Origin of the sequence: Burkholderia sp. BCC1988, from assembly GCF_905339895.1 — a bacterium.
Taxonomy (GTDB): Bacteria; Pseudomonadota; Gammaproteobacteria; order Burkholderiales; family Burkholderiaceae; genus Burkholderia.
In genome coordinates this window covers 97,297-118,757 of sequence record NZ_CAJPHA010000020.1, presented here as the reverse complement: position 1 = coordinate 118,757, position 21,461 = coordinate 97,297, and the positions used below count along the sequence as shown (strand labels likewise).

The 21,461-nt window shown below is 65.9% G+C and carries 18 protein-coding genes, 1 tRNA gene and 1 pseudogene; 7 read left to right on the top strand and 13 right to left on the bottom strand.

The annotated features are described in order from the left end of the window. Window positions 1–6: 6 nt before the first annotated feature. From nusA to U4012_RS26390, 6 genes are all read right to left on the bottom strand, one after another. On the bottom strand, window positions 7–1,482 hold the full coding sequence (gene nusA, locus U4012_RS26415; RefSeq protein ID WP_044846033.1) for a transcription termination factor NusA: 1,476 nt from the start codon (window positions 1,480–1,482) through the stop codon (window positions 7–9). Further along, window positions 1,482–1,940 (bottom strand): ribosome maturation factor RimP, encoded by a 459-nt coding sequence (rimP, locus tag U4012_RS26410; RefSeq protein ID WP_014897219.1) that lies wholly within the window; start codon window positions 1,938–1,940, stop codon window positions 1,482–1,484. The genes nusA and rimP overlap by 1 nt, the downstream gene beginning before the upstream one ends. 417 nt (window positions 1,941–2,357) lie before the next feature. After that, complete coding sequence (gene rluB / locus U4012_RS26405) at window positions 2,358–4,067, bottom strand: 23S rRNA pseudouridine(2605) synthase RluB (protein WP_321802183.1); 1,710 nt, start codon at window positions 4,065–4,067, stop codon at window positions 2,358–2,360. Between the two features lie 60 nt (window positions 4,068–4,127). Next, window positions 4,128–5,150: an SMC-Scp complex subunit ScpB gene (gene scpB / locus U4012_RS26400; protein ID WP_321802182.1), complete on the bottom strand. Its 1,023-nt coding sequence runs from the start codon at window positions 5,148–5,150 to the stop codon at window positions 4,128–4,130. Window positions 5,151–5,422: 272 nt separating this feature from the next. Then, on the bottom strand, window positions 5,423–6,625 hold the full coding sequence (locus tag U4012_RS26395; protein ID WP_321802181.1) for a pyridoxal phosphate-dependent aminotransferase: 1,203 nt from the start codon (window positions 6,623–6,625) through the stop codon (window positions 5,423–5,425). A 66-nt stretch (window positions 6,626–6,691) separates the two neighbouring features. Next, the gene (locus U4012_RS26390; protein WP_124488898.1) at window positions 6,692–7,594 is read right to left on the bottom strand and encodes a LysR family transcriptional regulator; all 903 of its coding nucleotides are present in this window, start codon (window positions 7,592–7,594) and stop codon (window positions 6,692–6,694) included. 430 nt (window positions 7,595–8,024) lie between these two features. Here U4012_RS26390 and U4012_RS26385 point away from each other — a divergent pair. Together U4012_RS26385 and U4012_RS26380 are read left to right on the top strand one after the other, a co-directional pair. Beyond that, window positions 8,025–8,420: pseudogene (locus tag U4012_RS26385) on the top strand (transposase); the annotation flags it as partial. 202 nt (window positions 8,421–8,622) lie between these two features. Further along, entirely contained in the window at window positions 8,623–8,874 is a 252-nt protein-coding gene (locus U4012_RS26380) for a hypothetical protein (RefSeq protein WP_044846038.1), read from the top strand. A 181-nt stretch (window positions 8,875–9,055) separates the two neighbouring features. Here the strand turns inward: U4012_RS26380 and U4012_RS26375 are convergent, their stop codons facing one another. Then, entirely contained in the window at window positions 9,056–9,373 is a 318-nt protein-coding gene (locus U4012_RS26375) for a hypothetical protein (protein ID WP_044846039.1), read from the bottom strand. A 157-nt stretch (window positions 9,374–9,530) separates the two neighbouring features. Here U4012_RS26375 and U4012_RS26370 point away from each other — a divergent pair, with 157 nt between their 5' ends. The 3 genes from U4012_RS26370 (at window position 9,531) to U4012_RS26360 (ending at window position 11,143) form a co-directional block, all read left to right on the top strand. Next, on the top strand, window positions 9,531–10,247 hold the full coding sequence (locus U4012_RS26370; protein ID WP_321802205.1) for a YdcF family protein: 717 nt from the start codon (window positions 9,531–9,533) through the stop codon (window positions 10,245–10,247). A 223-nt stretch (window positions 10,248–10,470) separates the two neighbouring features. Continuing rightward, complete coding sequence (locus U4012_RS26365; RefSeq protein WP_059608570.1) at window positions 10,471–10,749, top strand: hypothetical protein; 279 nt, start codon at window positions 10,471–10,473, stop codon at window positions 10,747–10,749. A gap of 136 nt (window positions 10,750–10,885) precedes the next feature. After that, window positions 10,886–11,143, top strand: coding sequence for a hypothetical protein (locus U4012_RS26360; protein WP_006486090.1), 258 nt, complete (start codon window positions 10,886–10,888; stop codon window positions 11,141–11,143). A gap of 712 nt (window positions 11,144–11,855) precedes the next feature. On the opposite strand, the gene bamC is transcribed toward U4012_RS26360, so the two are convergent. The 3 genes from bamC to U4012_RS26345 form a co-directional block, all read right to left on the bottom strand. Beyond that, complete coding sequence (gene bamC, locus U4012_RS26355) at window positions 11,856–13,064, bottom strand: outer membrane protein assembly factor BamC (protein WP_044846042.1); 1,209 nt, start codon at window positions 13,062–13,064, stop codon at window positions 11,856–11,858. A 140-nt stretch (window positions 13,065–13,204) separates the two neighbouring features. Then, window positions 13,205–13,281, bottom strand: a tRNA-Pro gene (locus U4012_RS26350). A 171-nt stretch (window positions 13,282–13,452) separates the two neighbouring features. Further along, window positions 13,453–14,166, bottom strand: coding sequence for a methyltransferase domain-containing protein (locus U4012_RS26345; protein WP_321802180.1), 714 nt, complete (start codon window positions 14,164–14,166; stop codon window positions 13,453–13,455). 347 nt (window positions 14,167–14,513) lie between these two features. Between U4012_RS26345 and U4012_RS26340 the strand changes: the two genes are divergently transcribed. Both U4012_RS26340 and U4012_RS26335 read left to right on the top strand, forming a co-directional pair. Continuing rightward, entirely contained in the window at window positions 14,514–15,374 is an 861-nt protein-coding gene (locus U4012_RS26340; protein WP_311769729.1) for a tyrosine-protein phosphatase, read from the top strand. 356 nt (window positions 15,375–15,730) lie between these two features. Continuing rightward, entirely contained in the window at window positions 15,731–17,941 is a 2,211-nt protein-coding gene (locus U4012_RS26335; protein WP_321802179.1) for a hypothetical protein, read from the top strand. A gap of 83 nt (window positions 17,942–18,024) precedes the next feature. On the opposite strand, the gene U4012_RS26330 is transcribed toward U4012_RS26335, so the two are convergent. The 3 genes from U4012_RS26330 to pheT all read right to left on the bottom strand — a co-directional run bounded on the left by U4012_RS26330 (window position 18,025) and on the right by pheT (window position 21,388). Further along, window positions 18,025–18,438 carry a MerR family transcriptional regulator gene (locus tag U4012_RS26330; protein ID WP_044846045.1) on the bottom strand — a complete coding sequence of 138 codons (414 nt, stop codon included), beginning with the start codon at window positions 18,436–18,438 and terminating at the stop codon, window positions 18,025–18,027. A gap of 61 nt (window positions 18,439–18,499) precedes the next feature. After that, on the bottom strand, window positions 18,500–18,886 hold the full coding sequence (locus U4012_RS26325) for an integration host factor subunit alpha (protein ID WP_006486093.1): 387 nt from the start codon (window positions 18,884–18,886) through the stop codon (window positions 18,500–18,502). 72 nt (window positions 18,887–18,958) lie between these two features. Then, complete coding sequence (pheT, locus tag U4012_RS26320) at window positions 18,959–21,388, bottom strand: phenylalanine--tRNA ligase subunit beta (protein ID WP_321802178.1); 2,430 nt, start codon at window positions 21,386–21,388, stop codon at window positions 18,959–18,961. Window positions 21,389–21,461 lie beyond the last annotated feature (73 nt).

The following is a 21,461-nucleotide window of genomic DNA, read 5'->3' as shown; positions in this document are numbered from 1 at the left end:
CATTTCTCACTGGAACCAGTGTTCACGTGCTTTCATGATCAACGCCTTAGCGGCATCCTCTTCCATCCCGGTCATATCGACCAGTTCATCCACGGCCAGCTCGGCGACATCGTCGCGCGTCTGCATGCCGTGTTCGGCCAGCTTCGCGAGCAACTCCGGCGTGATGCCGTCGAGGCCCTTCAAATCCAGCGCTGCATTTTCAACCTTTTCTTCGTTCGCGATCGCCATCGTCAACAGTGCGTCGCGTGCGCGGTTGCGCAGTTCGTGCACGGTGTCCTCGTCGAACGCCTCGATTTCGAGCATTTCGTTGAGCGGCACGTACGCGATCTCTTCGAGGCTCGTGAAGCCTTCGTCGATCAGGATGTCGGCAACTTCTTCGTCGACGTCGAGACGCGCCATGAACAGCGAACGCAGTCGGTCGCGCTCTTCACCCTGCTTCAGGGCGGATTCGTCCGGCGTCATGATGTTGATCTGCCAGCCGGTCAGTTCGCTGGCAAGGCGAACGTTCTGACCGCTGCGGCCGATCGCGACAGCCAGCTCGTTCTCGTCGACGACGACGTCCATCGAGTGCTTTTCTTCATCGACGACGATCGACTGGACGGCTGCCGGCGCGAGCGCGCCGATCACGAACTGGGCGGGATCCTCGGACCATAGCACGATGTCGATGTTTTCGCCACCGAGCTCGTTGCGCACGGCCTGCACGCGGGAGCCGCGGATGCCGACGCAGGTGCCGATCGGATCGATCCGCTTGTCGTAGGCGATCACGCCGATCTTCGCGCGCACGCCCGGATCGCGAGCGGCTGCCTTGATCTCGAGCAGGCCCTGCTCGATTTCCGGCACTTCCATCTCGAACAGCTTCATCAGGAACTCGGGCGCCGTGCGCGAGAGTTCGATCTGCGGGCCGCGCGCGGTGCGGTCGACCTTCGCGATGTAGGCACGCACGCGGTCGCCCACGCGCAGGTTTTCCTTCGGGATCAGCTGGTCGCGGCGCAGCAGCGCTTCGACACGGCCCGATTCGACGATGAAGTTGCCCTTGTCGAGGCGCTTCACCGTGCCGGTCATGATCTTTTCGCCGCGCTCGAGGTAGTCGTTCAGGATCTGCTCGCGTTCGGCATCGCGCACCTTCTGCAGGATCACCTGCTTCGCGGCCTGCGCGCCGATACGGCCGAACTCGATCGACGGCACCGGCTCCTCGATGAATTCGCCGACTTCGACGTCGGGCTTCTGCTCACGTGCTTCGAACAGCAGGATCTCGCGATCCGGCTCCTGCAAGCCTGCCTCGTCGGGCACGACGAGCCAGCGACGGAAGGTTTCGTGCTCGCCGCTTTCGCGATCGATATGGACGCGGATTTCGGCGCCTTCGTCGAACAGCTTCTTGGAAGCGGAAGCGAGCGCGGCCTCGAGGGCGCCCAGCACCACATCCTTGTCGACGTTTTTCTCGCGCGCCAGCGCATCCACCAGCATCAACACTTCGCGACTCATTATTTGCGGCTCCTAAAGTCAACTTGCGGAATCAGGCGGGCTTTGTCGATATCGGCCAGCGTGAAATCCAGCATGGCTGCCTCGCCCTTCTTCCTCTCAAATTCCAAACCGATCGTTTCGCCATTCGGCGCGTGCAGAATGCCCCGGTACGTCTTGCGCCCGTCCAGCGGCTTTTTCAAGGTCACGGAAACTTCGCTGCCGGCGAAGCGCTCGAAGTCGGCCAGCTTCTTCAACGGGCGGTCGAGCCCCGGGGACGAGACTTCGAGCCGTTCGTAATCGATGTTTTCGACCGTCAAGACGTGCTGGAGCTGACGCGTGACCTTTTCGCAATCTTCGAGCGAGATGCCGGCAGGCTGATCGATGTAGATGCAAAGCATGCCGCGCCCGGTGCGCTCGAGATCCACCAGCTCGTAGCCGAGCCCGGTGACCGTGGTTTCTATCAGTTCCGTCAGTTGCACAGTGTCCTCTCAGGTGTTCGCGCCCGCCGCTCGCGATTCACCCGCGGGCGCGCGCCTTAGCCGGCGCAGGAAGCGCTACCCGAGATGCCTAACCGTTTCAGCAAAAAAAAATGGGCGGAACGCCCATCTTCTTACTGGTGGTCGCACCTGAGCCGCACATTGAATCCGTACGCCCAGCGACTCCGCGATTATAGCGATTTTTGGCGCAAACGCCAAGCCAGCCGGTAAAAGCAGCGTCCAGCCCGCCTTTACCGACCAAAAATGCGAAACCGGACTGTCCGACCAGGCGGCACAATCCGGCAGCGCGATATATATACAGTCAAAAGCAAACCACGCAGGGGAGGTGCCGACCCAACCGGACTCATGCCGATTTCGCCGGCACACCGGCGGCTTCATGCCGCCGGACGCCGCAAACGCTCAGCGGCCCCGCGAGCGATTGCGCTGCGGACGCTGACCGCCGCGCGCACCGCCGCCGCCGTTGCCGGCGCCTTCGGCGCGATTGCCGTTGGGATTGCGGTTGCCGCCCTTGCCGCCGCCGCGCTTGCCGCCAGCGCCTTCACGCTTGGGGCCCGCGCCATACGACGCACGATTGCCGTCGACATCGCGACCGCCACCCGAGCGGTTGCCATAACCCGACGGCGAAACCGGCAAGCTGCCGTAACCGCTCAGGCCGGGCAGGCCCGGGGCGCCGCGCCGGCCGCCACCGCGACGCGGCTGGTCGAGCTGACCATGCGTCGTCAGCACCGGCTCGCGGCCGATGAAGCCCATCGACGTCTGCATCGGATCCGGCTGGCGGCGCTCGGCCTGCCCGCCACCACCGCGCTTGCCCTTTTCCTCGGACGGCGCCTTCAGGCCGACGGTCGCCATCAGCTTGCGCACCTGCGCCTCGTCAAGCTCTTCCCAGCGACCGCGCTTCAGGCCGCGCGGCAGCGGGATCGGACCGTGGCGCGTACGGATCAGGCGGCTCACCATCAGGCCGGCCGCCTCGAACATCCGGCGCACTTCGCGGTTGCGGCCTTCGGCCAGCGCAACGTGATACCAGTGGTTCGTGCCTTCGCCGCCGCCGTCGCGGATGCGCAGGAAGTTCGCCGGGCCGTCATCGAGCTCGACGCCATGCAGCAGCTTCTGCCGCATCCCTTCGGACAGTTCGCCGACGACGCGCACCGCGTACTCGCGTTCGACGCTGTAGCGCGGATGCATGAAGCGGTTCGCGAGATCGCCCGACGTCGTCAGCATCAGCAGGCCTTCGGTGTTGAAGTCGAGACGGCCCACCGCGAGCCATTTCGCCGTCTTCATCGGCGGCAGGCGGTCGAACACCGACGGACGACCTTCCGGGTCCGCGTGGCTGACGATCTCGCCGGTCGGCTTGTGGTACAGCAGCACGCGCGGCGGCTTGTTCGGCAGCTTGCGCTTGACCGGCTTGCCGTTGATGCGGACCTGGTCGGTCGGCATGATGCGCTGGCCGATATGCGCGGGCTCACCGTTCACCGACACGCGGCCGGCGACGATCAGTTCTTCCATTTCGCGGCGCGAACCCATGCCGGCTTCCGCGAGCACCTTGTGGAGCTTCGGCGCGTCGTCGTCCGGCGACAGCACGCGCTTGTTCGCCGGCTGGCTGCGGCCGCGACGCAGCATCGGCGCACGTACGCCGCTGCCGCCCGCCGAATTGTCCGCGTCGAATGCCGGCGACGTCACATAGGCGAACAGATCGTCCTGCGACGCTGCGTCGCCTTCGGCCTTCGCCGCGCCGCCCTCGGCCTTCGCCGAACCGCCGCGTCGCCCCTGGCCGCCTTGCCCGCCCTGGGCACCCTTGGCTGCGCCTTCGCGCTTGCCGGCCGGCTTGCGGCCACCCTTGGCCGCACCTTCCTTGCGCGGCGCGCGTGCGGGCTGCGCTTCCGCCGCGTCGGCCGGCTGCGCTTCCGCGCCCTCGACGCCCTGCGACTCGCCATCGCCCTTCGACTTGGCTGCCGCGCGGCGACGCGCGATCAGGCTGCGCGGGCCGCGCCGCAGGCCGCGGCGGGGACGCTCGTCACCACCCGCGGCCGGAGCGTCCTGCTCCGGCGCATCGTCGGCACGCGCGGCCTGCACGGCAGGCGCGGACGATTCAATATCGTGGATATCAGTCAAAACAACCTCAAAATGTCAGGTCTCGCGCCCGACTCGGGCGCGGCAAGAAGTCGGCCGCGATCAGGCGCGGCGCTGTTCGGGTTCTGCTTCGTCGTCCGGCAGTGCGTCGGCGCCGATGGGCGCACTGGCACTGCGTACGGCGTCGGCGAGGCTGTCGGACGTATCGTCCAGCAACTCGCCGTCCGCGGGACGGGAGCGTGAGGCGTCGGCCTGGCCAGCCTCGCCCGGCATGTCGCCGGCCGCTTCCGCTCCGTCTCCGGCAACCGCATCGGCAGCCGGCTTGCGATCTTCCTCGTTCCACACCGCGTGCAGCGGCTCGGGCTGCCCGCCGGCCGGCGCTGCTTCGGCGCCGCCCTGTTCGCTCTGAACGCGATCCGCTTCCAGCGTATCGCGGTTCGGCATTTCCTGCGTCGGCGCGCCTTCCGTTGCGGCGTCGCCCGGCAATTCATCCGGCTGAACGTGCGGCTCGTCGGCCGCCGCTTCGCCGGCTTCCGGCACCGCGTCCGCCGCCGGCGCATCGCCGTCGAAGTCCATCGCCTGCTGCGCGAGCAGCGCGGCTTCGATGTTCGCCGCCGGCTCCTCGAGCGCCGGCAGGTCGTCGAGCGCCTTCAGGCCGAGATCGTCGAGGAACTGCTTGGTCGTCGCGTACAGCGCCGGGCGGCCCGGCACGTCTCGATGCCCGATCACCTCGATCCAGCCGCGATCCTCGAGCTGCTTGACCACCTGCGTATTGACCGTGACGCCGCGAATCTCTTCGATGTCGCCACGCGTGACGGGTTGCCGATACGCAATGATCGCGAGCGTCTCGAGCACCGCACGCGAATATTTCGGCGGCTTCTCGGGATGCAGTCGGTCCAGGTAATGGCGCATCGCCGGCTTGCTCTGGAAGCGCCATCCGGTTGCCAGCGCCACCAGTTCGACACCGCGGCCGGACCAATCCTGTTTCAGATCTTCGAGCAACGTGCGGACCGTGTCAGCCGACACGCCGTCGGCAAAGAGCTTGCGCAAATCGCCGAGCTTCAGCGGTTCCTGCGCGCAGATCAAAGCAGTCTCGAGGACGATCTTCGCCTCTTGGGTATTCATGCAGCTAGGCCAGACCCTGTGGTCAAACGAACCGGATCAACAAACAGACGAAAGGAACGGAAGACGCGCTCGCCCGATTCTGATCGGTCATATTGATGGGAGCACGAACCGGGGGCGGCGAACCAACTTCAAGCCAGGCCCAAACCGGACGGAACAGCACGGTTCAACGACGGAACCGCGTGACTGAGCGCCATCTTACGCAAAATTGCCCGGTGCGTAAAGATGAGCCGAAAGGCCCGCCGCCCGCACGCCGCACCCGCTCCGTCCCCGCTTCAATGCAGGCCTGCGCCGCGCGCGAGGAACGCACGCAAGCGCTCGACGCCTGCCTCGAGCCGCACCGGATCGCACGCGTAGCACCAGCGCACGAACCCTTCCCCCTCCGGGCCGAACGCGCGGCCGGGCGCCAGCCCGAGCCCCGCCTCGCGCACCAGCGACTTGCAGAACGCAAGACTGTCGTCCGCGCCCGGCAAGCGCAGGAACAGGTACATCGCACCCGGCGGAGGCGGCACGTCGACGCCCGGCAACGTGCGCAGCGCGGCGACCAGGTGGTCACGCCCACCGCGCAGCGCCGCGACGAACGACTGCACGAACGGCTCGCCGTCACGCAGCGCGACTTCTCCCGCGGCCTGGATGAAACCCGGCGCACACGATGTGTTGTACTCGACCAGCTTCGACAGATCGCCCATCACCGACGCCGGCGCGACCAGCCATCCGAGCCGCCAGCCCGTCATCGCCCAGGCCTTCGAGAACGAATTCACGACGATTACCCGCTCGTCGCGCGATGCGATGTCCAGGAACGACGGCGCGCCGTCCGTGCCGAACACGAGCCGTTCGTATACCTCGTCGGCGACCACCCAGATGCCGTGGCGCCGGCAATGCGCGAGCACGGCCTGCTGGTCGTCGCGGGACATCACCCAGCCGGTCGGATTGTTCGGCGAGTTGACGAACAGCATCCGCGTGCCGGGCGTCAGCGCCGCGAGCAGCCGGTCGACGTCGAGCCGCCAGCCCGCATCGCCATGGCGGAGCGACACGCACTCGACCTGTGCACCGAGGATCTTCGGGATCTCGACGAGATTCGGCCAGAGCGGCGTGACGGCGACGACGCGGTCGCCCGGGCCGACCAGCAACTGCGCAGCCAGCATCAGCGCGCTCACGCCCGAACTCGTCACGGCGATCGTATCGGCCGCCGTCGCACCGTGACGCGCACCAACATAGGTCGCAATCGCATTGCGCAGCGGTACGGTGCCGAGGTTGTGCGTGTAGAAAGTCGCACCGTCGCGCAGTGCCGCGGCAGCCGCGTCGCGAATGAATGCGGGCGTCACGCGATCGGACTCGCCGAACCAGAACGGCAGCACGTCGGGTACGCCGAAGCCGGCGTTCGCCACTTCCCGGATCAGCGACGGACGCAGCGCCTGAACTGCGCTGCGCGCCGCCGGCTCGCCCGTCGCCGGGCCGACATCTGCGGAATGCGTCATCGAGAACCGCCACCGAGGAACACGATCCGCGTAGTGTACCGGCGTGCGCGCCCGATCCGCACCCTTTCAGTCGAGATCCTCCGCCCGCGCCGGCATCTGGCGCACGAGTTCCCAAATCGCCTGCGCGGCCGGCGACAGCGAGCGGTCGCGGCGGCGCACCAGCTCGACGGTGCGCTCGGTACGCGGCGTCAGCGGCCGCGCGACCAGCGTCGATCCGGCCGGCAGCGGCAGCGACAGCCACGGCTGCACGCTCACCCCGACGCCGGCCTCGACGAGCCCGAACACCGTCGCCGAATGCCCGAGTTCCTGCATGACCGTCGCATTGACCCGATGGGCGGCCAGCGCGGCGTCGATCAGTGGCCGGCTTCCGGACGCATGGTCGAGCAGCACGAGACGCTCGCCGTCGAGCGCCGTCCACGGCACCTCGGCCCGCGCCGCGAGCGGATGATCGGCGCGCGCGACCAGGCAGAACGAGTCGGTCATCAACGGTTCGCACACGAGATCGGCAACGGCGAGCGGCCCGATGACGACGCCGAAATCGACTTCGCTCGACTTCACCTTGCGCAGGACGTCGCTCTGCACGTCGTCACGCAGGCCGAGCGTGACGAACGGGAACTGGCGCTCGCACGACGCGACGACGCGCGGCATCAGCCGGCACGCGATCGTCGGGCTCGCTGCGACGATCACGCGCCCCCGCCGCTGCTCGCCGATCTCGCGAATCTCGCGCAGCGTGTCGTCGAGATCGGCGATCAGGCGGGACACGCTCGCGATCAGGTTCGTCCCGACGTCGGTCAACTGCACGTCGCGCGTCGTCCGGTCGATCAGCTTCAGTCCGAGCTCGGTCTCGAGTTCGCGCACGCAACGGCTGACCGCGGACTGCGTGAGCCCGATCTCGTCGCCCGCGCGACTGAAGCTCCGGAGCCGCGCAACCTCGATGAATACGCGAAGCTGGCGCAGCGTAACGTTCATCCCCTCTCCTCATCAATCGTCGATACCGATGCGCGATTTTAATGCGCTGCCTCGTCTTCGATGTGCGAATCCCGCACCTCCCGCACATGTTTCGCTGCGGTGCAATATCGACGCAAACGCACGTAGCACGGGCGACTTGCACAAGATTGGTGATTGTCCTGATTTGCTGGCGGGTTATTTTGGCGTCTTATACGCCCCTAGCTGACTTAGCCGTCAGCCCGCTGCCAAGCGGCTCTCGCGGGAATCGCCTCAGACATGGCACACATCGTGCTTTGTCTGACGTACAGGGCGCAGGTCGAGTCGGACAGAGGGCAGAAACGCCGCTGCCGGCCAACCGGAAGCCCCCACCCGGCACTCGACGCTCGAGTGCTTGAAGAGTGCGCGGCGCAGGGCAGCGCACCGGAGTTAGCTTCGCTGAGGTGAGGACATGATGCTGTTCGACGATTTGAGAGATAACGAGTGGGCGCTGGTCGAAGGTCTGTTTTGCTCGGAACCCGCACGCAGTGAACGGCGCGGCCGTCCCCGCGTGGAGGCCCGTTCGGTGGTAAACGCCGTGCTGTGGGTACTGTCGACGGGTGAAGGCTGGTCGAAGCTGCCGGGCCGCTATCCGTCGCCGCCGACCTGCCGCCGTCGCTTCGACGAATGGCAGGCAGACGGCACGCTCGCCGAAATCGTCAAGCGACTCGGCACGAGCGGCCGCCAGATCTCGCTGCGCGGGCGCATCGGGGCGAGCGCGACGAAGCCGCCAGCACCGCCGAGCCGCGACCGGCTGCGCGGCGCCTTCTGGACCAACCCGGAATCCTGGCGCGCCCCCGTGAAGATGGCGTAACGCATGCTCGATCGGGCGGCTTCGGCCGCCCGGTTTCTTTCAGTGCCACGCGCTTTTGCGCGGCGCTCGCGTCGTCGTCGATTACGCCTGTCGTGCGGCGATACATCTATTTACGATTATTTACAGCAAGCCTGCACTCCCACGCTTACCTTAGCGAAATATCAACAGGCCGCGCCGGTGGCTTGAAGGGAGCCCCGCCATGAAACCAATGTCACTGCTCGTCGCATGCGGCATTGTCATTTCGCTGGCGCTGACCGCCCCCGCTCGCGCGGACGATCGCGCGAAGCCGCCTCACCACCAGCAGGATCATCGGAACACCCTTCGCCAGCAACCGCCCGCCGCGCCGCCCAATCGGCAGACCGTGCCGCGCGGCGATTTGCGCGGCGACATCGCCAGCAACGCGCGCGCGCGCACTGGCTCGCAGCCGTCCGACCTGCCGCGTCATCCGTAGTCCGCAGGAATTCGTCAAAGAAAATTACCGGATTCGGGAACTGCCCGACATGCGACGAGTCACATTCGTTGCCATGAGCACAGCGTGGCAACAGCAAAAGTATCCGGTACGCCCGTATCCTCGCGATACGGGCTTTTTTTTGCGTCGCCGGTGGACGGCGCGCGAGAACGGGAGTGCGCCGCTACAGGCGGCTTTCGAGAATCGCCACGGCGCTCGCTTCGCTCAATGCGTAGTCGTCCATACGGCGATCGGTCCAGGAAAGCAGTTTCTCGTCACGCTCGAGGCGCGCGCATTCGGCACGACCGTTGTCGGTCAGCACCGCGATGTCGACCGGCGCATGGAAACCCGGTGCGGGAGCAACGGTCTTCTGCCTGACCGTGTCCATTAGCCCCAGCGACCGGAGATACTCGAACACGCCCGGGCGGCGCGCCCACGGTACCTGGCGGTACTGCACTCGTCTCAATGCGTCGAGCACCGCTTCGTTGGAATACGTGGTCATCTCGATTCTTTCTTAAAGTGCAGCGACAATGCGAAGCGGCGCGCCGGGCGGGAGCTCCGCCCGCCGATACCGCCACCGATTCTGGGGGCCGACGTTCGGCGTCGCGTCAGGGCCGGATCGTCAGCCGTCCATAAAAAGACACCATACCCCAATCAAATTGATTCTGTTCGATTCATTTGTACTTCTCTTCATCGGTTTCATGCTCTGCCGCAAGCGGCGGCGACTCATCGCGATCGCGAGCGTCGCGCTGTTCTGGCTGCTCGCGACAGGCTGGCTCGCCGCGCCGCTCATCGCGTGGACCGAGGCGGGCGTGACCCCGGTCGAGCGCCCCGACATGCATGGCCGGACCACGCTGATCATCATCGGCGCCGGCACGCGGCGCAGCGACACCGGCCTGCGACCGCCTCCCGACGGGGAAGCACGCATCCGCGCGACCGCGGCGCTCTACCGCATGTGCCGGCAGCAGGCCGCCCGCTGCACCGTGGTGATGTCGGGCGGCGACCCGCAACGTCACGGCGAAACCGAGGCGGCCGTCTACGGGCGCCTGCTGGTCGCGGCGGGTGTCGCTTCCAGCGACCTCATCCTCGAGCCGAACAGCCGTACCACCTACGAAAATGCGAAATTCACTGCATCTATACTACGCTCACAACATGACGACACGCGCATTCTCGTCACGTCGTCCTATCAGATGCGCCGCGCATTGCTCGATTTCCGCCGCTTCGGCATCGATCCGCAACCCGTTTATGCGAACCGCCGGCGCGCGCAAACGGGCTGGCTGCCCCGCTGGCACAACCTGGAAGACGCGAATCAGGCATTGCACGAACTGATCGGCATCGCACAGTTCCACGTCTACCGATGGCTCGGCTGGTTTTGATGGCGACGCTTGCACCGGCGGCGAACGCGACGGTGCCGCCCCGGGATGGCATGCGCATGACGGAATGCACGAAGTGTTGCGCGACTTCAACGGGGCCTTGCGCTGTGCCTCGATCCGGTGCACATTGATCCGTCACTTTTGTTACACTCGACACGCACTCGATTGCAGTCGCCAGACAAAACGGCAACATTCGGGTTCATCACCACTTAGCGGAGGTAAAGCAATGAAGAAGACGTCCCTGGCTATTCTGGTCGCGATGTCGGCGCTGACTGGCGCAGCGTATGCGCAAGAGAGCACGCAAATCCAGACCATCACCGACCCGGCGAAGATCGCCGAGATCGAGCAGCGCGCACAGGCACTGCAACAGCAGCAAGCAGCCGAGGCTGCACAGCCGGCGGCGCAGGAAGAGCACCACGGCAAGAAGGCTGCTCACCACAAGGCAGCGAAGAAGGCTGGCAAGAAGGCCGCCAAGGCCGCTCCGGCAGACGCTGCCAGCCAGTAAGTTCGGCGGCACCGCACAAGCGAAAAGCCGAATCCGGGCAACCGGGTTCGGCTTTTTTGGTTGCGGCGCCTGCGCGCTGTGCTAAAGTCGCGCACCGAAATTTTCCACCCGTGCGCACCCCGGTGCGGAGGACAGCATGAGCAACATTCAACTCGACATCGAGTGGACCGAAGCAGCCACTCGCAAGATCAAGCAACTGATGCCGCGCGGCTCGGACGACGCCTTTCTCGCGCTGCCGCCGATCGAGTGCCTGCCGATGGAGGGCGACGTGCTTTTCCTCGGCCCGCAAGGCAAGCAGCAACCGTTCATCGTCGCCGAACGCCAGTATCACCACGACGGCGATGCCGACTGGACGATCATCCTGATCCTCGACGTACCCAGCGCGTCGCACTGACGCGTCGCGGCGGCCGGCAACGCGTCCGGCCGCACCGCCCTGCTCGCACGCGCTGCGACGGCACGCGAATCCCGGGCCGATCGAGCCGGTCCGCGTCCGTTTCGCGATTGAGCGGCGTGTGAGCGGAACGTTCACACGCGGCCAACGCGACCTCGCCCTACCGGCGCTCGCCGGATGCGAACCGCGCCGCCCCCACTCGAATTGATTGCGAATCACCGAATCCCGCACAGGCCGGATCGGCGCCCTCGCATTGCGGCCCCACCAAAAAAAATTGCCCGCGCTTCATACGAAGCGCGGGCGAAACCGTCGCCCTACGAGGATAGGCGACGGGGCCATCGAGACCCGCGCGCGGCGCGGATCATCATCGGTTGTGCCCGCGCTCGCAGCGCCGGCATCTGGGGACGTCGAAACCGTTGGTCGGGCGTTCGCGACACCTGCCCGGTCTCTGGCACCACCCTCCCTGTCCTAACGATTCGAACTAATAAAGCAGTTTGCGTGCCAGGTGCATTTTCGAAAGCACGTCATTGATCCATAAGGATATTTTCCGGGACCATGACGATGTAACACCCGTTCCGCCGCCGTAACGCGCGGATGTTACGTAACGTCACAAGGCGGAGCAGCCGAACGTCCCGCACACGCCGACGTCACGGCGCGCGACCATAAAAAAAGCCCGCCGGGCGGCGGGCTTGTTCGACGAGCGGGACCGTCGCGATCAGCGCAACTGATTCACGAGCAGCCCCATGATCTGCCGGGCCGGCGACGACGAATCGATCGCACCCGAATCGTCGACGACTGCCACACGCGTCTGATCGGCCGTCAGCGCCTTCACGTTGACGCGATACTGCTTCGCCTGCTTTTCCTTCTTGCCGTGGAACAGTTGGCTCCAGAAGCCCTGCTCGGCCGCGCTCAGATCCTTCGGATCGACATAACGCACGAAATACAGACCCTTCGTGCGATCGCGATCGTCGACCGTGAAGTTCGCGCGATCGAGTGCGAGGCCGACGTGCAGCCACGACCGGTCGTACGGCTCGCCGAGCGTGACTTCGGACGGCACCGCACTCGTGTCGACGTCGTTCGCTTGCGACGACGTACGCGCGACGTTCTGCGCAGCGATCGCCGCGGCAGCCGCCTTCGACGCGTCGGTATCGGCCTTCTTGTCCTTCGGCACCGTGTTGTCGTTGATGTTCGCGACCGGCGGCTCGCCGTTCTTCGCACGCTGCTCGTTCTGCGCGAGCACCGCCATCAGCCGCTTCAGGTATTCCGTCTCGAGCGCCGGATCGTTCGGCTTCGCTTCCCACTTGCTCGAATCGTTGTTCGCGCCGGTGATCGCCTCGCGCATGCCCTTCTGGCTGACGAACACATAGGTGCCGCCGTTCGGCGCCGAATCGAGGCGCGTGCGGTACTTGTTGCGCTCGGCCGTCACGTACGAATTGCCCATCGCCTTCGAGATCACGCTGCGGATCAGGCCGTCGTTGATCTGCGGATGGGTCTCGTTCCAGTCGGTTTCCATCACGCCCTTGTCGCGCTGGTCGACGACGAGCAGGAAGCCCTGCTCCTGCCAGAAGCGGCGCACTTGCGGCCAGATGTCGGCGGGCTTCTTGCCGTCGATCACGAGCCAGCTCTCGGTGCCGTCGCGCTGGATATGCATGCCGGCCACGGCGGGCGCGACGGTATCCGTCGCGGGCGCCGTGTGCTGGACCTGCTGAAGCGCGGACAGGGAAGTCGCGCCGCCCTGCGGCGGCAGCGAACGCTGATCGGCCGTCTCGTCGAGCATGTTGGGCGGCACTGCGAGCGACGCTTCCTTCGATTTCGAATCGCTCTTGTAGTCCACTTTCGTGGGCGACGACGTACCGCAACCGGCGACGAGCGCGCCGGTGGCGAGCACTGCAGCGAACCGCATGGTAAGACGAAGATCAGTCATGTTCGGGGAATCCTCTTCCGCTAAATCACGGCGCTTTCCGTGGATCAACCTTGCATTTTACCGGGGCCGCGCCGGGATGTGCAAAAAAGCGACGGGCAAGAAAAAACCCGCGTCAGCATGAACTGACGCGGGTTCTTATCTGGTCGGGGCGAGAGGATTTGAACCTCCGACCACCTGCACCCCATGCAGGTACGCTACCAGGCTGCGCTACGCCCCGAAAGAAAAAAATTATAACAGAGAGTTGGCCGGTTTAGAACGGGTCGCATGCATTTTGTGCATGTTCCTGCCGAATTTTTTTGTGGCGCACGTGGCGTGACGGATTCGACACGAACGGCGACGCACATGACGCCCGCCCGTCTGCCATCCGTTTACACGATCCGCCTGACGCTCACGCGCTGCGCGCGACACAGATCACCGTGAGCCCCGCCAACCGGTTGAACCGGAACATCGGCAACTCGGCGCGGCAGATCAGCTTGAGCAAACCATTGACTACCGGATGGTGTCGACGCAGTTGCGACGCGGGTTCGCGTGGCTGGCGACGCGCTCGCTCGCTCAGTCGCAATGCCGCCGCGAGCGGAAACGTGAAGCCGAAGTAGTAAGCGCCGCGCTCGACCTCGAGCCCCGCACGGCGCGCGACGTCTTCGAGGCCGTCGAGCGTATACCTGCGCTTGTGTTCGAGAAAGTCGTCGTGCGCGCTCCAGAGGAACTGAAACGCGGGAACGGTGATCAGGAAGCGGCTGCCCTTCGGCACGCCGGCCACATATTGTGCAAGCAGCCCGACATCGTCATCGACGTGCTCGAGCACGTCCATCAGCAACACGAGATCGGCATCGAGCCGATTGACGGCGCGGCGAAAATGGACGGGCTTGCCTGCCGCCTCGCCGTCGGTATCGTCGGCGTAGCTCGTGTCGACACACCACGCTTCCGTCGCCTGCGTGCGCTCGAGCAAATGTTTCGAAAAGAAACCCGAGCCCGCGCCGACATCGAGTATCCGGTTCGCATCCGCCGCGCCCAGAAACCGGCGAATCGCGCTCGCCTTCGACGCGTAGTACCAGTGATCGCCGACGTCCGCTCCCAATACGTCGAGTTCCTTCAGATCCATGACGCCTCCCCCGTGTCGGCCACCATGCTTCGATCATCAAGCTACTGACGCCGATCTTACCGCGCCGCAGCCGTCGCACGCATCGCAAGTTGCGCGAATTGCACCGCGCCCGCATCGCGTCCTAGTCGAAAAGGACGATGGCCGTTTCGCCGCGGATCGCTACCGTGCGCTTACCCGGCGCGAGATCGACGCGCCCGGCGCATCGTCCGACTGCAGGCCGATCGAGATCGCAGATCTGCGCGTTGCCGCGCGGCGCGCCGGGCCGGCAGCGACTTCGATCGCAACGGCGGTCGCAACTTCCCGTGACAGTCTCCGACAAAGGTCAGTGAATGCATCAGAAAAACGAAATGTCCCGACGACACTTTCTCCGGCTGGGCGCCGGCACGTTCGGCATCGCGCTGGGAAGCGCGTCGCTTCTGTCCGCGTGCGGCGGCGATTCGATCGCGATCGCCCCCGTCACGACGCCCAGGCTCGCCTCGGTAGCAAACTTTCGCGATACCGCAGGACCGGACGGAACGGGCTATGCCACCCCGAGCGGCGCAGCGATGAAAAAAGGCGTGATCTACCGGTCGTCCGCGCTCACGTTGTCCGCGGCCGACGTCGCAACGGTCGATACGCTCGGCATCACGCAGGTGTGCGACCTGCGCACGACCTCCGAGATCCAAGCGCAGCCGGATGTACCGTTGGCGGGCGCCATTTGGCAGAACCTCAACGTGCTCGGCGCCGCCAATCTCGGCCCGCTGCCGACCAGCGGCGCGACGGCCACGGCCTTCATGATGAGCATGTATCGGGCGTTCGTGACGTCGGAAACCGCACGCACGAGCTACCACGCGTTGTTTGCCGGCTTCGCCTCATCCGGCGGCAATCTGGTCTTCCACTGTACGGCCGGCAAGGATCGCACCGGCTGGGCGACGGCCATCCTGCACACGATCCTCGGTGTCCGCCCGCAGACGATTCTCGCCGACTATCTGCTGACCAACGTCTACAGCGCGTCGGAAATCGCCGCCTATGTCGCGCAGGCGCAGAAGCGCGGCGGGCAGGATGCGGCCGACATGATGGCCGCGCTGCAAGGCGCGCAAGCCGCCTATCTGCAGGCGGCGTTCGATCAGGTCGTCGCGTCGTATGGCTCGATGACGTCATACATCGAGAACGGCCTGCAGCTCGACGCGTCGACGCAGAATGCGATCCGGCAGCGCATGCTGGTCTGACCGACCGTGCAGGCGGCACTGGCGACAGCGCGGCTGTCATCGCACTGCCGCCGCGCCCGGATCGGACACGGCCTTCATCCGGCAAGTGACCCGGCGTCAACCCACGCCGACGCCGGGTTTGCCGATCCGACGCAATGCGCGCCGCCCGCCTCGACCGCAAAACCAAACGAGCGTTTGATATCGCCGCCCCGACGCCGCGAATCCTTTGCCCTGTCGTGCGCCGACCGATGTTGCCCGCACGCCCGCTGTTTGGTAACGCCGCTCTAGCGCGCTATGCCACACTGCACGGCATCGACGACTGCGCCGCGCATCGATCGCGCGCCCTCGCCGGTCACGACAAGACATGGAGACAGACGATGCGGAATTCGGTCCGGCGCGGCCATCGCACGCCCTTGGCAAGTTTCGACTGGATGGCCGGCCTGCGACGCGCGGCCGCCCCGGTTTCACACGGCACCGCTCGCGCATTCGGCTGCGGTGCGCTTGCGCTCGCGCTGCTCTGCACCGGCTGCGCGGAACCGGCCGCGCAGCGCGACGGCAACGCGTCGGTCGCATCGACGAAGATCGAGCGCGCCAAAGCCGAACGCCTCGCTCACGAACAGCAGATCGCCCGCACGGTGCCGTCGCTCGCGTCGATCAAGCTCACGCAACCGCGCCCGTTCACGCTGCGCGACTCGGGCCAGAACGGCGCGATGACGTTCCTGCGCGACGTCGATTTCCGCATCGTCAACAACCTCGGCTTCTTCATCCATCAACTGTCCGCGACGCTCGTGCCGACGCAGGCCGGCGCCCCCATCGTGTTCGACGACCCGACGAGCTTCGAGATCGACGTACACGAAGGCGCGGTCACGCTCGACAACGCAAAGCTGACCGCGCTCTTCGACACTTACATCTTCGGTTACCGCAACGCGCCGCTGCGCAAGCTCGCCGTATCGGCCGGCGACGGTGTGATCCATCTTCAAGGCGAGATGCAGCGCGACGGCTGGGTGCCGTTCTCGCTGACCGGCACGCTCGCGATCCGCGACGGCAGCCAGCTCGTATTCCACCCGACCGGCGTGCGCGTGTCGGGCATCAACGCGCAGCCGGTCATGCGCGCGGCCAACGTGAAGATGGCCGATCTGCTGAAGGTGGAAACACCGATCGCGCGGCTCGCCGGCGACGACCTCGTGATGTCGGTCGACAAGCTGATGCCGCCGCCACGGCTGAAGATCCGGATCGCCGCGCTGCGCGTAACACCGGCCGGCCTCGACCTGACGCTCGACGACGGCTCGCATGCCGGCTTCGCGCTCCCCGCGAACGCGCCGCAACAGGCGATGTACATCCGCGGCGGCGACGTGAAATTCATGCGCTCGATGCCGATGAACGCCGACATCCTGATCGGCCCGGTCGATCCGACGAAGCGCGACCAGCACTTCGTGTTCGACCTGTACCACTATCGCGACCAGGTTTCGGCCGGCTATTTCAATTTCGACGAAAGCGGCGCGATGGCGATCCGGATGCCGTCGTACGCGGGCCCCGCGAGCGGCGCCGCGCTCGGCAATGCGGCCGCTCGCCTGAACGACAGCTTCCTCGCCGCGCAGCAGAATGCGTTGCGCGACTCGCGCCAGCACTGGGAAGCGTTTGCACTCGCGGCCAGCGCGCCGCGACCCGGCATGCAGAAAGTCGCGATGCGGCGCTCGTCGACCGCCCCGTTCAACGAACGGCACGTGTCGAACCGCAACCCGACGATCCACCTGCACAACGTCGACTTCAACCTGTCCGGCGACATCGGCTTCCATGTCGAGGATCTCGACGTGCAGCTGATCGCGAAACGCCCGGGCGAACCGGTCGATCTCGACGATCCGAACCAGTACGACATCCGCATTCTCGGCGGGACGGTGGTCGAATCGTGGAAGGCGATGTCGGCGCTCTTCAACAACTACCTGCTCGACTACTCCCCGCGCTCGCTGAACGACTTGCAGTTGAGCGCGGATGGCCAGGAATTGCGCGTCCAGGGCGGCATCAAGCTCTGGAATCACGTGCCCGGCGTGTGGCTGCCGACCGACATGAAGGGCACGCTGTCGGTGCTCGACGACCGGCACCTCGCGTTCAAGCCGGCGCAGGTATCGGTGCTCGGCATCCCGCAGGCGAAGCTGCTGCGCTCGCTCGGCATCGAGCTCGCGTCGCTGACGCCGCTGCAGCGCCGCGGCGCGGAGCTGCGCGGCGACACGCTCGTGCTCGACCAGTACACCGTGTTTCCGCCGCCGGTGCTGAACGGCAAGCTCGGCCAGGCGACGGTCGAACGCGACGGGCTGCGCCTCACGTTCCGGCGTGCCGCCGACGCGCCCGCGACGAAGCGGCCGCAGATCGACGCGCCGAGCTACATGTGGATGGAAGGCGGCGACATGAAGATGTTCAACGTGCTCGAACTGAACGTGCGCGCGCTGATCCGGAACTCGGCCGAGGCCGGCCCGATGCGTTTCGACCTGTACGGCTACCGCAGCCAGGTCGCGCAGGGCTCGGTGCGGATGCTGCCGGACGGCACGCTGGTCGTCGACATGGGCAAGCCGAACCCGCTCGCATCGCGCTGACCCGCCGAGCACGAGCCCGCGTGCATGAAAAAAACCCGGCGGCGCATCGCCGACCGGGTTTCTTGTTGATTCGAGCGTTGCGCTCAGTCGTGTTTGAGTCCGTCGATCACATCGAGGAGCGCCTGCCGCAACGCGATCACGTCGACCGTTGCACCCGGCTTGCCCGATACTCGCGCGTCGCCGGCCGGCACATCGGGCTCGGCCGGCGCCGCGGCAGCGCGCTCGCCGCCCGGCGAATCGAGCCGGTTGCGCGCCCCGTTGATCGTGAATCCCTGTTCGTACAGCAACTCGCGAATCCGCCGGATCAGCAGCACTTCGTGGTGCTGATAGTATCGGCGATTGCCACGCCGCTTCACCGGCCGCAACTGCGTGAATTCCTGTTCCCAATAACGCAGCACGTGCGGCTTGACCCCGCACAGTTCGCTGACTTCACCGATCGTGAAATAGCGCTTCGCGGGAATCGGAGGCAAGACGACTTTCTCAACCGTAGTGGTCATCGTCGGTTAACCGTCGGTAAAGAATGCGCGGCGGCCGCGCGGAGACTTCGACGCGCGGGCGTTACTCCGCGCCGTTTTCGACCAGCGCCTTCAGCTTCTGGCTCGCGTGGAAGGTTACCACCCGGCGGGCCGCGATCGGAATCGCCTCGCCCGTCTTCGGGTTGCGGCCCGGACGCTGCGGCTTGTCGCGCAGCTGGAAGTTGCCGAACCCCGACAGCTTGACGCTTTCGCCGTTTTCGAGCGCGTCGCGGATCACTTCGAAAAACGCCTCGACCATGTCCTTCGCTTCACGCTTGTTCAGCCCGACGCTGTCGAACAGCAGCTCCGCCAGCTCCGCTTTCGTCAGCGTCGGCGTCTCGGTGGACGCCGGCGCCGAAGCGTCGCGGTTCATGGCGCTGCGTTGCGCCGTCAGGAGGGCTTCGAATTCACTCGAGGTCATGTCGTTCATATCTGCCATACAGCGCGTTAAACCAAAACTTACGATGGGGAAGCGCCACCCGCGAACGGGCGGCCCCTCTCCTTAGCCGCGCAGGCGGGCACCCGCACGAGCCATCCGCTCGACCAGCGTCTGGATCGCCTGATCGACGACCTCGTCCTGTAGCGTGCCAGCCGCATCCTGCAGCGTCACGCGGAAGGCAAGGCTCTTCTCGTGCGCGGCAAGACCACCGGAAGTATTTGATTTTGCACGAAATTCGTCGAAGAGTACAACCTTCTGAACGAATCGGCAGGCGTCTTCGGCCAGCGCCTTCTTCATTTCGTCGAAAAGTGCCTGAACCTCGACCGCCTGATCGACGACAACGGCGATATCGCGCCGTACCGGCGGGAATTTCGACACGTCGGTCGGCGCCGGCAGAGCACGCGCGATCAGCGCATCCGCGTCGATTTCGAACATCACCGGCGCGTGCGGCAGCTCGTACTTCTGCATCAGGCGCGGATGCAGCTCGCCGATCCAGCCGACCGCGCGGCCATCGACTTCGATGCGCGCACTGCGGCCCGGATGAAGGGCCGGATGCCCGGCCTTCACGAAACGCGCGGCGGCCGGCGCGAGCAGCGCCTCGAGATCGCCCTTCACGTCGAAGAAATCAACCGCGCGGGTCGCGACGCCCCACTGCTCGTCGACTGCCGGGCCGTACGCGAGCGCGCCGACACGCTTCGGTTGCGTGTAGCCTTCGACGGTCAGCTCGCCGGCCTTCACCGACGGATCGGTGAGGAACACGCGACCCGTCTCGAACACGCGCACGCGATCCGCGCGACGGTTCAGGTTGTGGCGCAGCACGGAGATCAGGCTGCCGAACAGCGTCGTGCGCATCACCGACAGCTGGCTCGCGATCGGGTTCAGCAGGCGGATCGGAGTGTCGTTGCCGGCGAAGTCGTGCTCCCACTCCGCATCGACGAAGCTGAAGTTGACCGTTTCGGCATAGTCGCGCGCCGCGAGCGCGTGACGGATGTCGTGGATCGAGCGCCGCGTCTCGTTGGTCGCGCGCATCTCGCTCGTCGCGACCGGCGGACGCGCGGGAATCTTCTCGAAACCGTAAATGCGCGCCACTTCCTCGATCAGGTCTTCCTCGATCTCGATGTCGAAGCGGTGCGACGGCGGCGTGACCAGGAACGCGTCGTCGTCACGCTCGAACGGCAGGCGCAGGCGCGTGAAGATGTTCGCAATCTCGTCGGCATCGATCTTCACGCCGATGATGCGGTTCGCGCGCGATACGCGCATTTTCACCGGCGCGCGCTGCGGCAGGTTCACCGCCTGGTCGTCGACCGGGCCGGCCTTGCCGCCGCAGATTTCGAGAATCAGCTGCGTGATGCGCTCGACGTGTTCGACGGTCGTCGCGTAGTCGACGCCGCGCTCGAACCGATGGGCCGCATCGGTCGAGAAGTTGTACTTGCGCGCGCGGCCACGGATGCTGTCCGGCCACCAGAACGCGGCTTCCAGGTAGATGTTGGTCGTGTCGAGCGTGACGGCCGTGCTGTCGCCGCCCATGATGCCCGCGAGGCTTTCGACCTGACGGTCGTCCGCAATCACGCCGACCGTTTCGTCGAGTTCGACCGTGTTGCCGTTCAGCAGCTTCAGCGACTCGCCGCGCTTGCCCCAGCGCACTTCGATGCCGCCGTGGATCTTGTCCAGATCGAACACGTGCGACGGACGGCCGAGCTCGAACATCACGTAGTTCGAGATGTCGACGAGCGCCGACACGCTGCGCTGGCCCGAACGCTCGAGGCGCTCGACCATCCATTGCGGCGTCTTCGCATGCGCGTTCACGCCGCGGATCACGCGACCCGAGAAGCGGCCGCACAGATCGGGCGCAGCGATGCGCACGGGCAGCGTCTCGTCGAGCTCGACGCGCACCGGACGGATATCGACCGGCGTCAGCGGCGCGCCGGTGATCGCGGCCGTCTCGCGCGCGATGCCGAACACCGACAGGCAATCGGCCTTGTTCGGCGTCAGCTTGATTTCGAAGATCGTGTCGTCGAGATTGAGCGTATCGCGGATGTCCTGGCCGACCGGCGTGTCTTCCGGCAGGATCAGCAGGCCGCTGTGGTCCTCGGACAGCTTCAGTTCGCGCGCCGAGCACAGCATCCCCTGGCTCTCCACGCCGCGCAGCTTCGACAGCTTGATCGCGAACGGCTTGCCGCCCTCTTCCGCCGGCGGCAGTTCCGCGCCGACCAGCGCGACCGGCACCTTGATGCCAGGCGCCACGTTCGGTGCGCCGCACACGATATTCAGCGTCGCGCCGGTGCCGGCGTCGACCTGGCAGACATTGAGCTTGTCCGCATCCGGATGCTTGACGACTTCGAGCACGCGGCCGACGACGATCTTCGACGTCGGCGGCGCAGCCTTGCTCAGCGATTCGACTTCGAGCCCCGCCATCGTCAGCGCGTGCGACAGTTCGTCGGTCGTCAGCTGCGGGTCGACAAAGGTTCTCAACCAGGATTCAGGGAATTGCATGGATGTCTACGTTCGAAACAGGTTAGATCGGCGCCCGGCCCCCGTCGGAAACGTCCGGCGGGGCATGCGCGGG

What these genes read in the sequence shown, in the direction of transcription:
- nusA (WP_044846033.1), bottom strand. Translation starts at nt 1,482, where the DNA reads ATGAGTCGCGAAGTGTTGATGCTGGTGGATGCGCTGGCGCGCGAGAAA.
- scpB (WP_321802182.1), bottom strand. Translation starts at nt 5,150, where the DNA reads ATGAATACCCAAGAGGCGAAGATCGTCCTCGAGACTGCTTTGATCTGC.
- U4012_RS26395 (WP_321802181.1), bottom strand. Translation starts at nt 6,625, where the DNA reads ATGACGCATTCCGCAGATGTCGGCCCGGCGACGGGCGAGCCGGCGGCG.
- U4012_RS26390 (WP_124488898.1), bottom strand. Translation starts at nt 7,594, where the DNA reads ATGAACGTTACGCTGCGCCAGCTTCGCGTATTCATCGAGGTTGCGCGG.
- U4012_RS26380 (WP_044846038.1), top strand. Translation starts at nt 8,623, where the DNA reads ATGAAACCAATGTCACTGCTCGTCGCATGCGGCATTGTCATTTCGCTG.
- U4012_RS26375 (WP_044846039.1), bottom strand. Translation starts at nt 9,373, where the DNA reads ATGACCACGTATTCCAACGAAGCGGTGCTCGACGCATTGAGACGAGTG.
- U4012_RS26365 (WP_059608570.1), top strand. Translation starts at nt 10,471, where the DNA reads ATGAAGAAGACGTCCCTGGCTATTCTGGTCGCGATGTCGGCGCTGACT.
- U4012_RS26360 (WP_006486090.1), top strand. Translation starts at nt 10,886, where the DNA reads ATGAGCAACATTCAACTCGACATCGAGTGGACCGAAGCAGCCACTCGC.
- bamC (WP_044846042.1), bottom strand. Translation starts at nt 13,064, where the DNA reads ATGACTGATCTTCGTCTTACCATGCGGTTCGCTGCAGTGCTCGCCACC.
- U4012_RS26345 (WP_321802180.1), bottom strand. Translation starts at nt 14,166, where the DNA reads ATGGATCTGAAGGAACTCGACGTATTGGGAGCGGACGTCGGCGATCAC.
- U4012_RS26340 (WP_311769729.1), top strand. Translation starts at nt 14,514, where the DNA reads ATGTCCCGACGACACTTTCTCCGGCTGGGCGCCGGCACGTTCGGCATC.
- U4012_RS26335 (WP_321802179.1), top strand. Translation starts at nt 15,731, where the DNA reads ATGCGGAATTCGGTCCGGCGCGGCCATCGCACGCCCTTGGCAAGTTTC.
- U4012_RS26330 (WP_044846045.1), bottom strand. Translation starts at nt 18,438, where the DNA reads ATGACCACTACGGTTGAGAAAGTCGTCTTGCCTCCGATTCCCGCGAAG.
- U4012_RS26325 (WP_006486093.1), bottom strand. Translation starts at nt 18,886, where the DNA reads ATGAACGACATGACCTCGAGTGAATTCGAAGCCCTCCTGACGGCGCAA.
- pheT (WP_321802178.1), bottom strand. Translation starts at nt 21,388, where the DNA reads ATGCAATTCCCTGAATCCTGGTTGAGAACCTTTGTCGACCCGCAGCTG.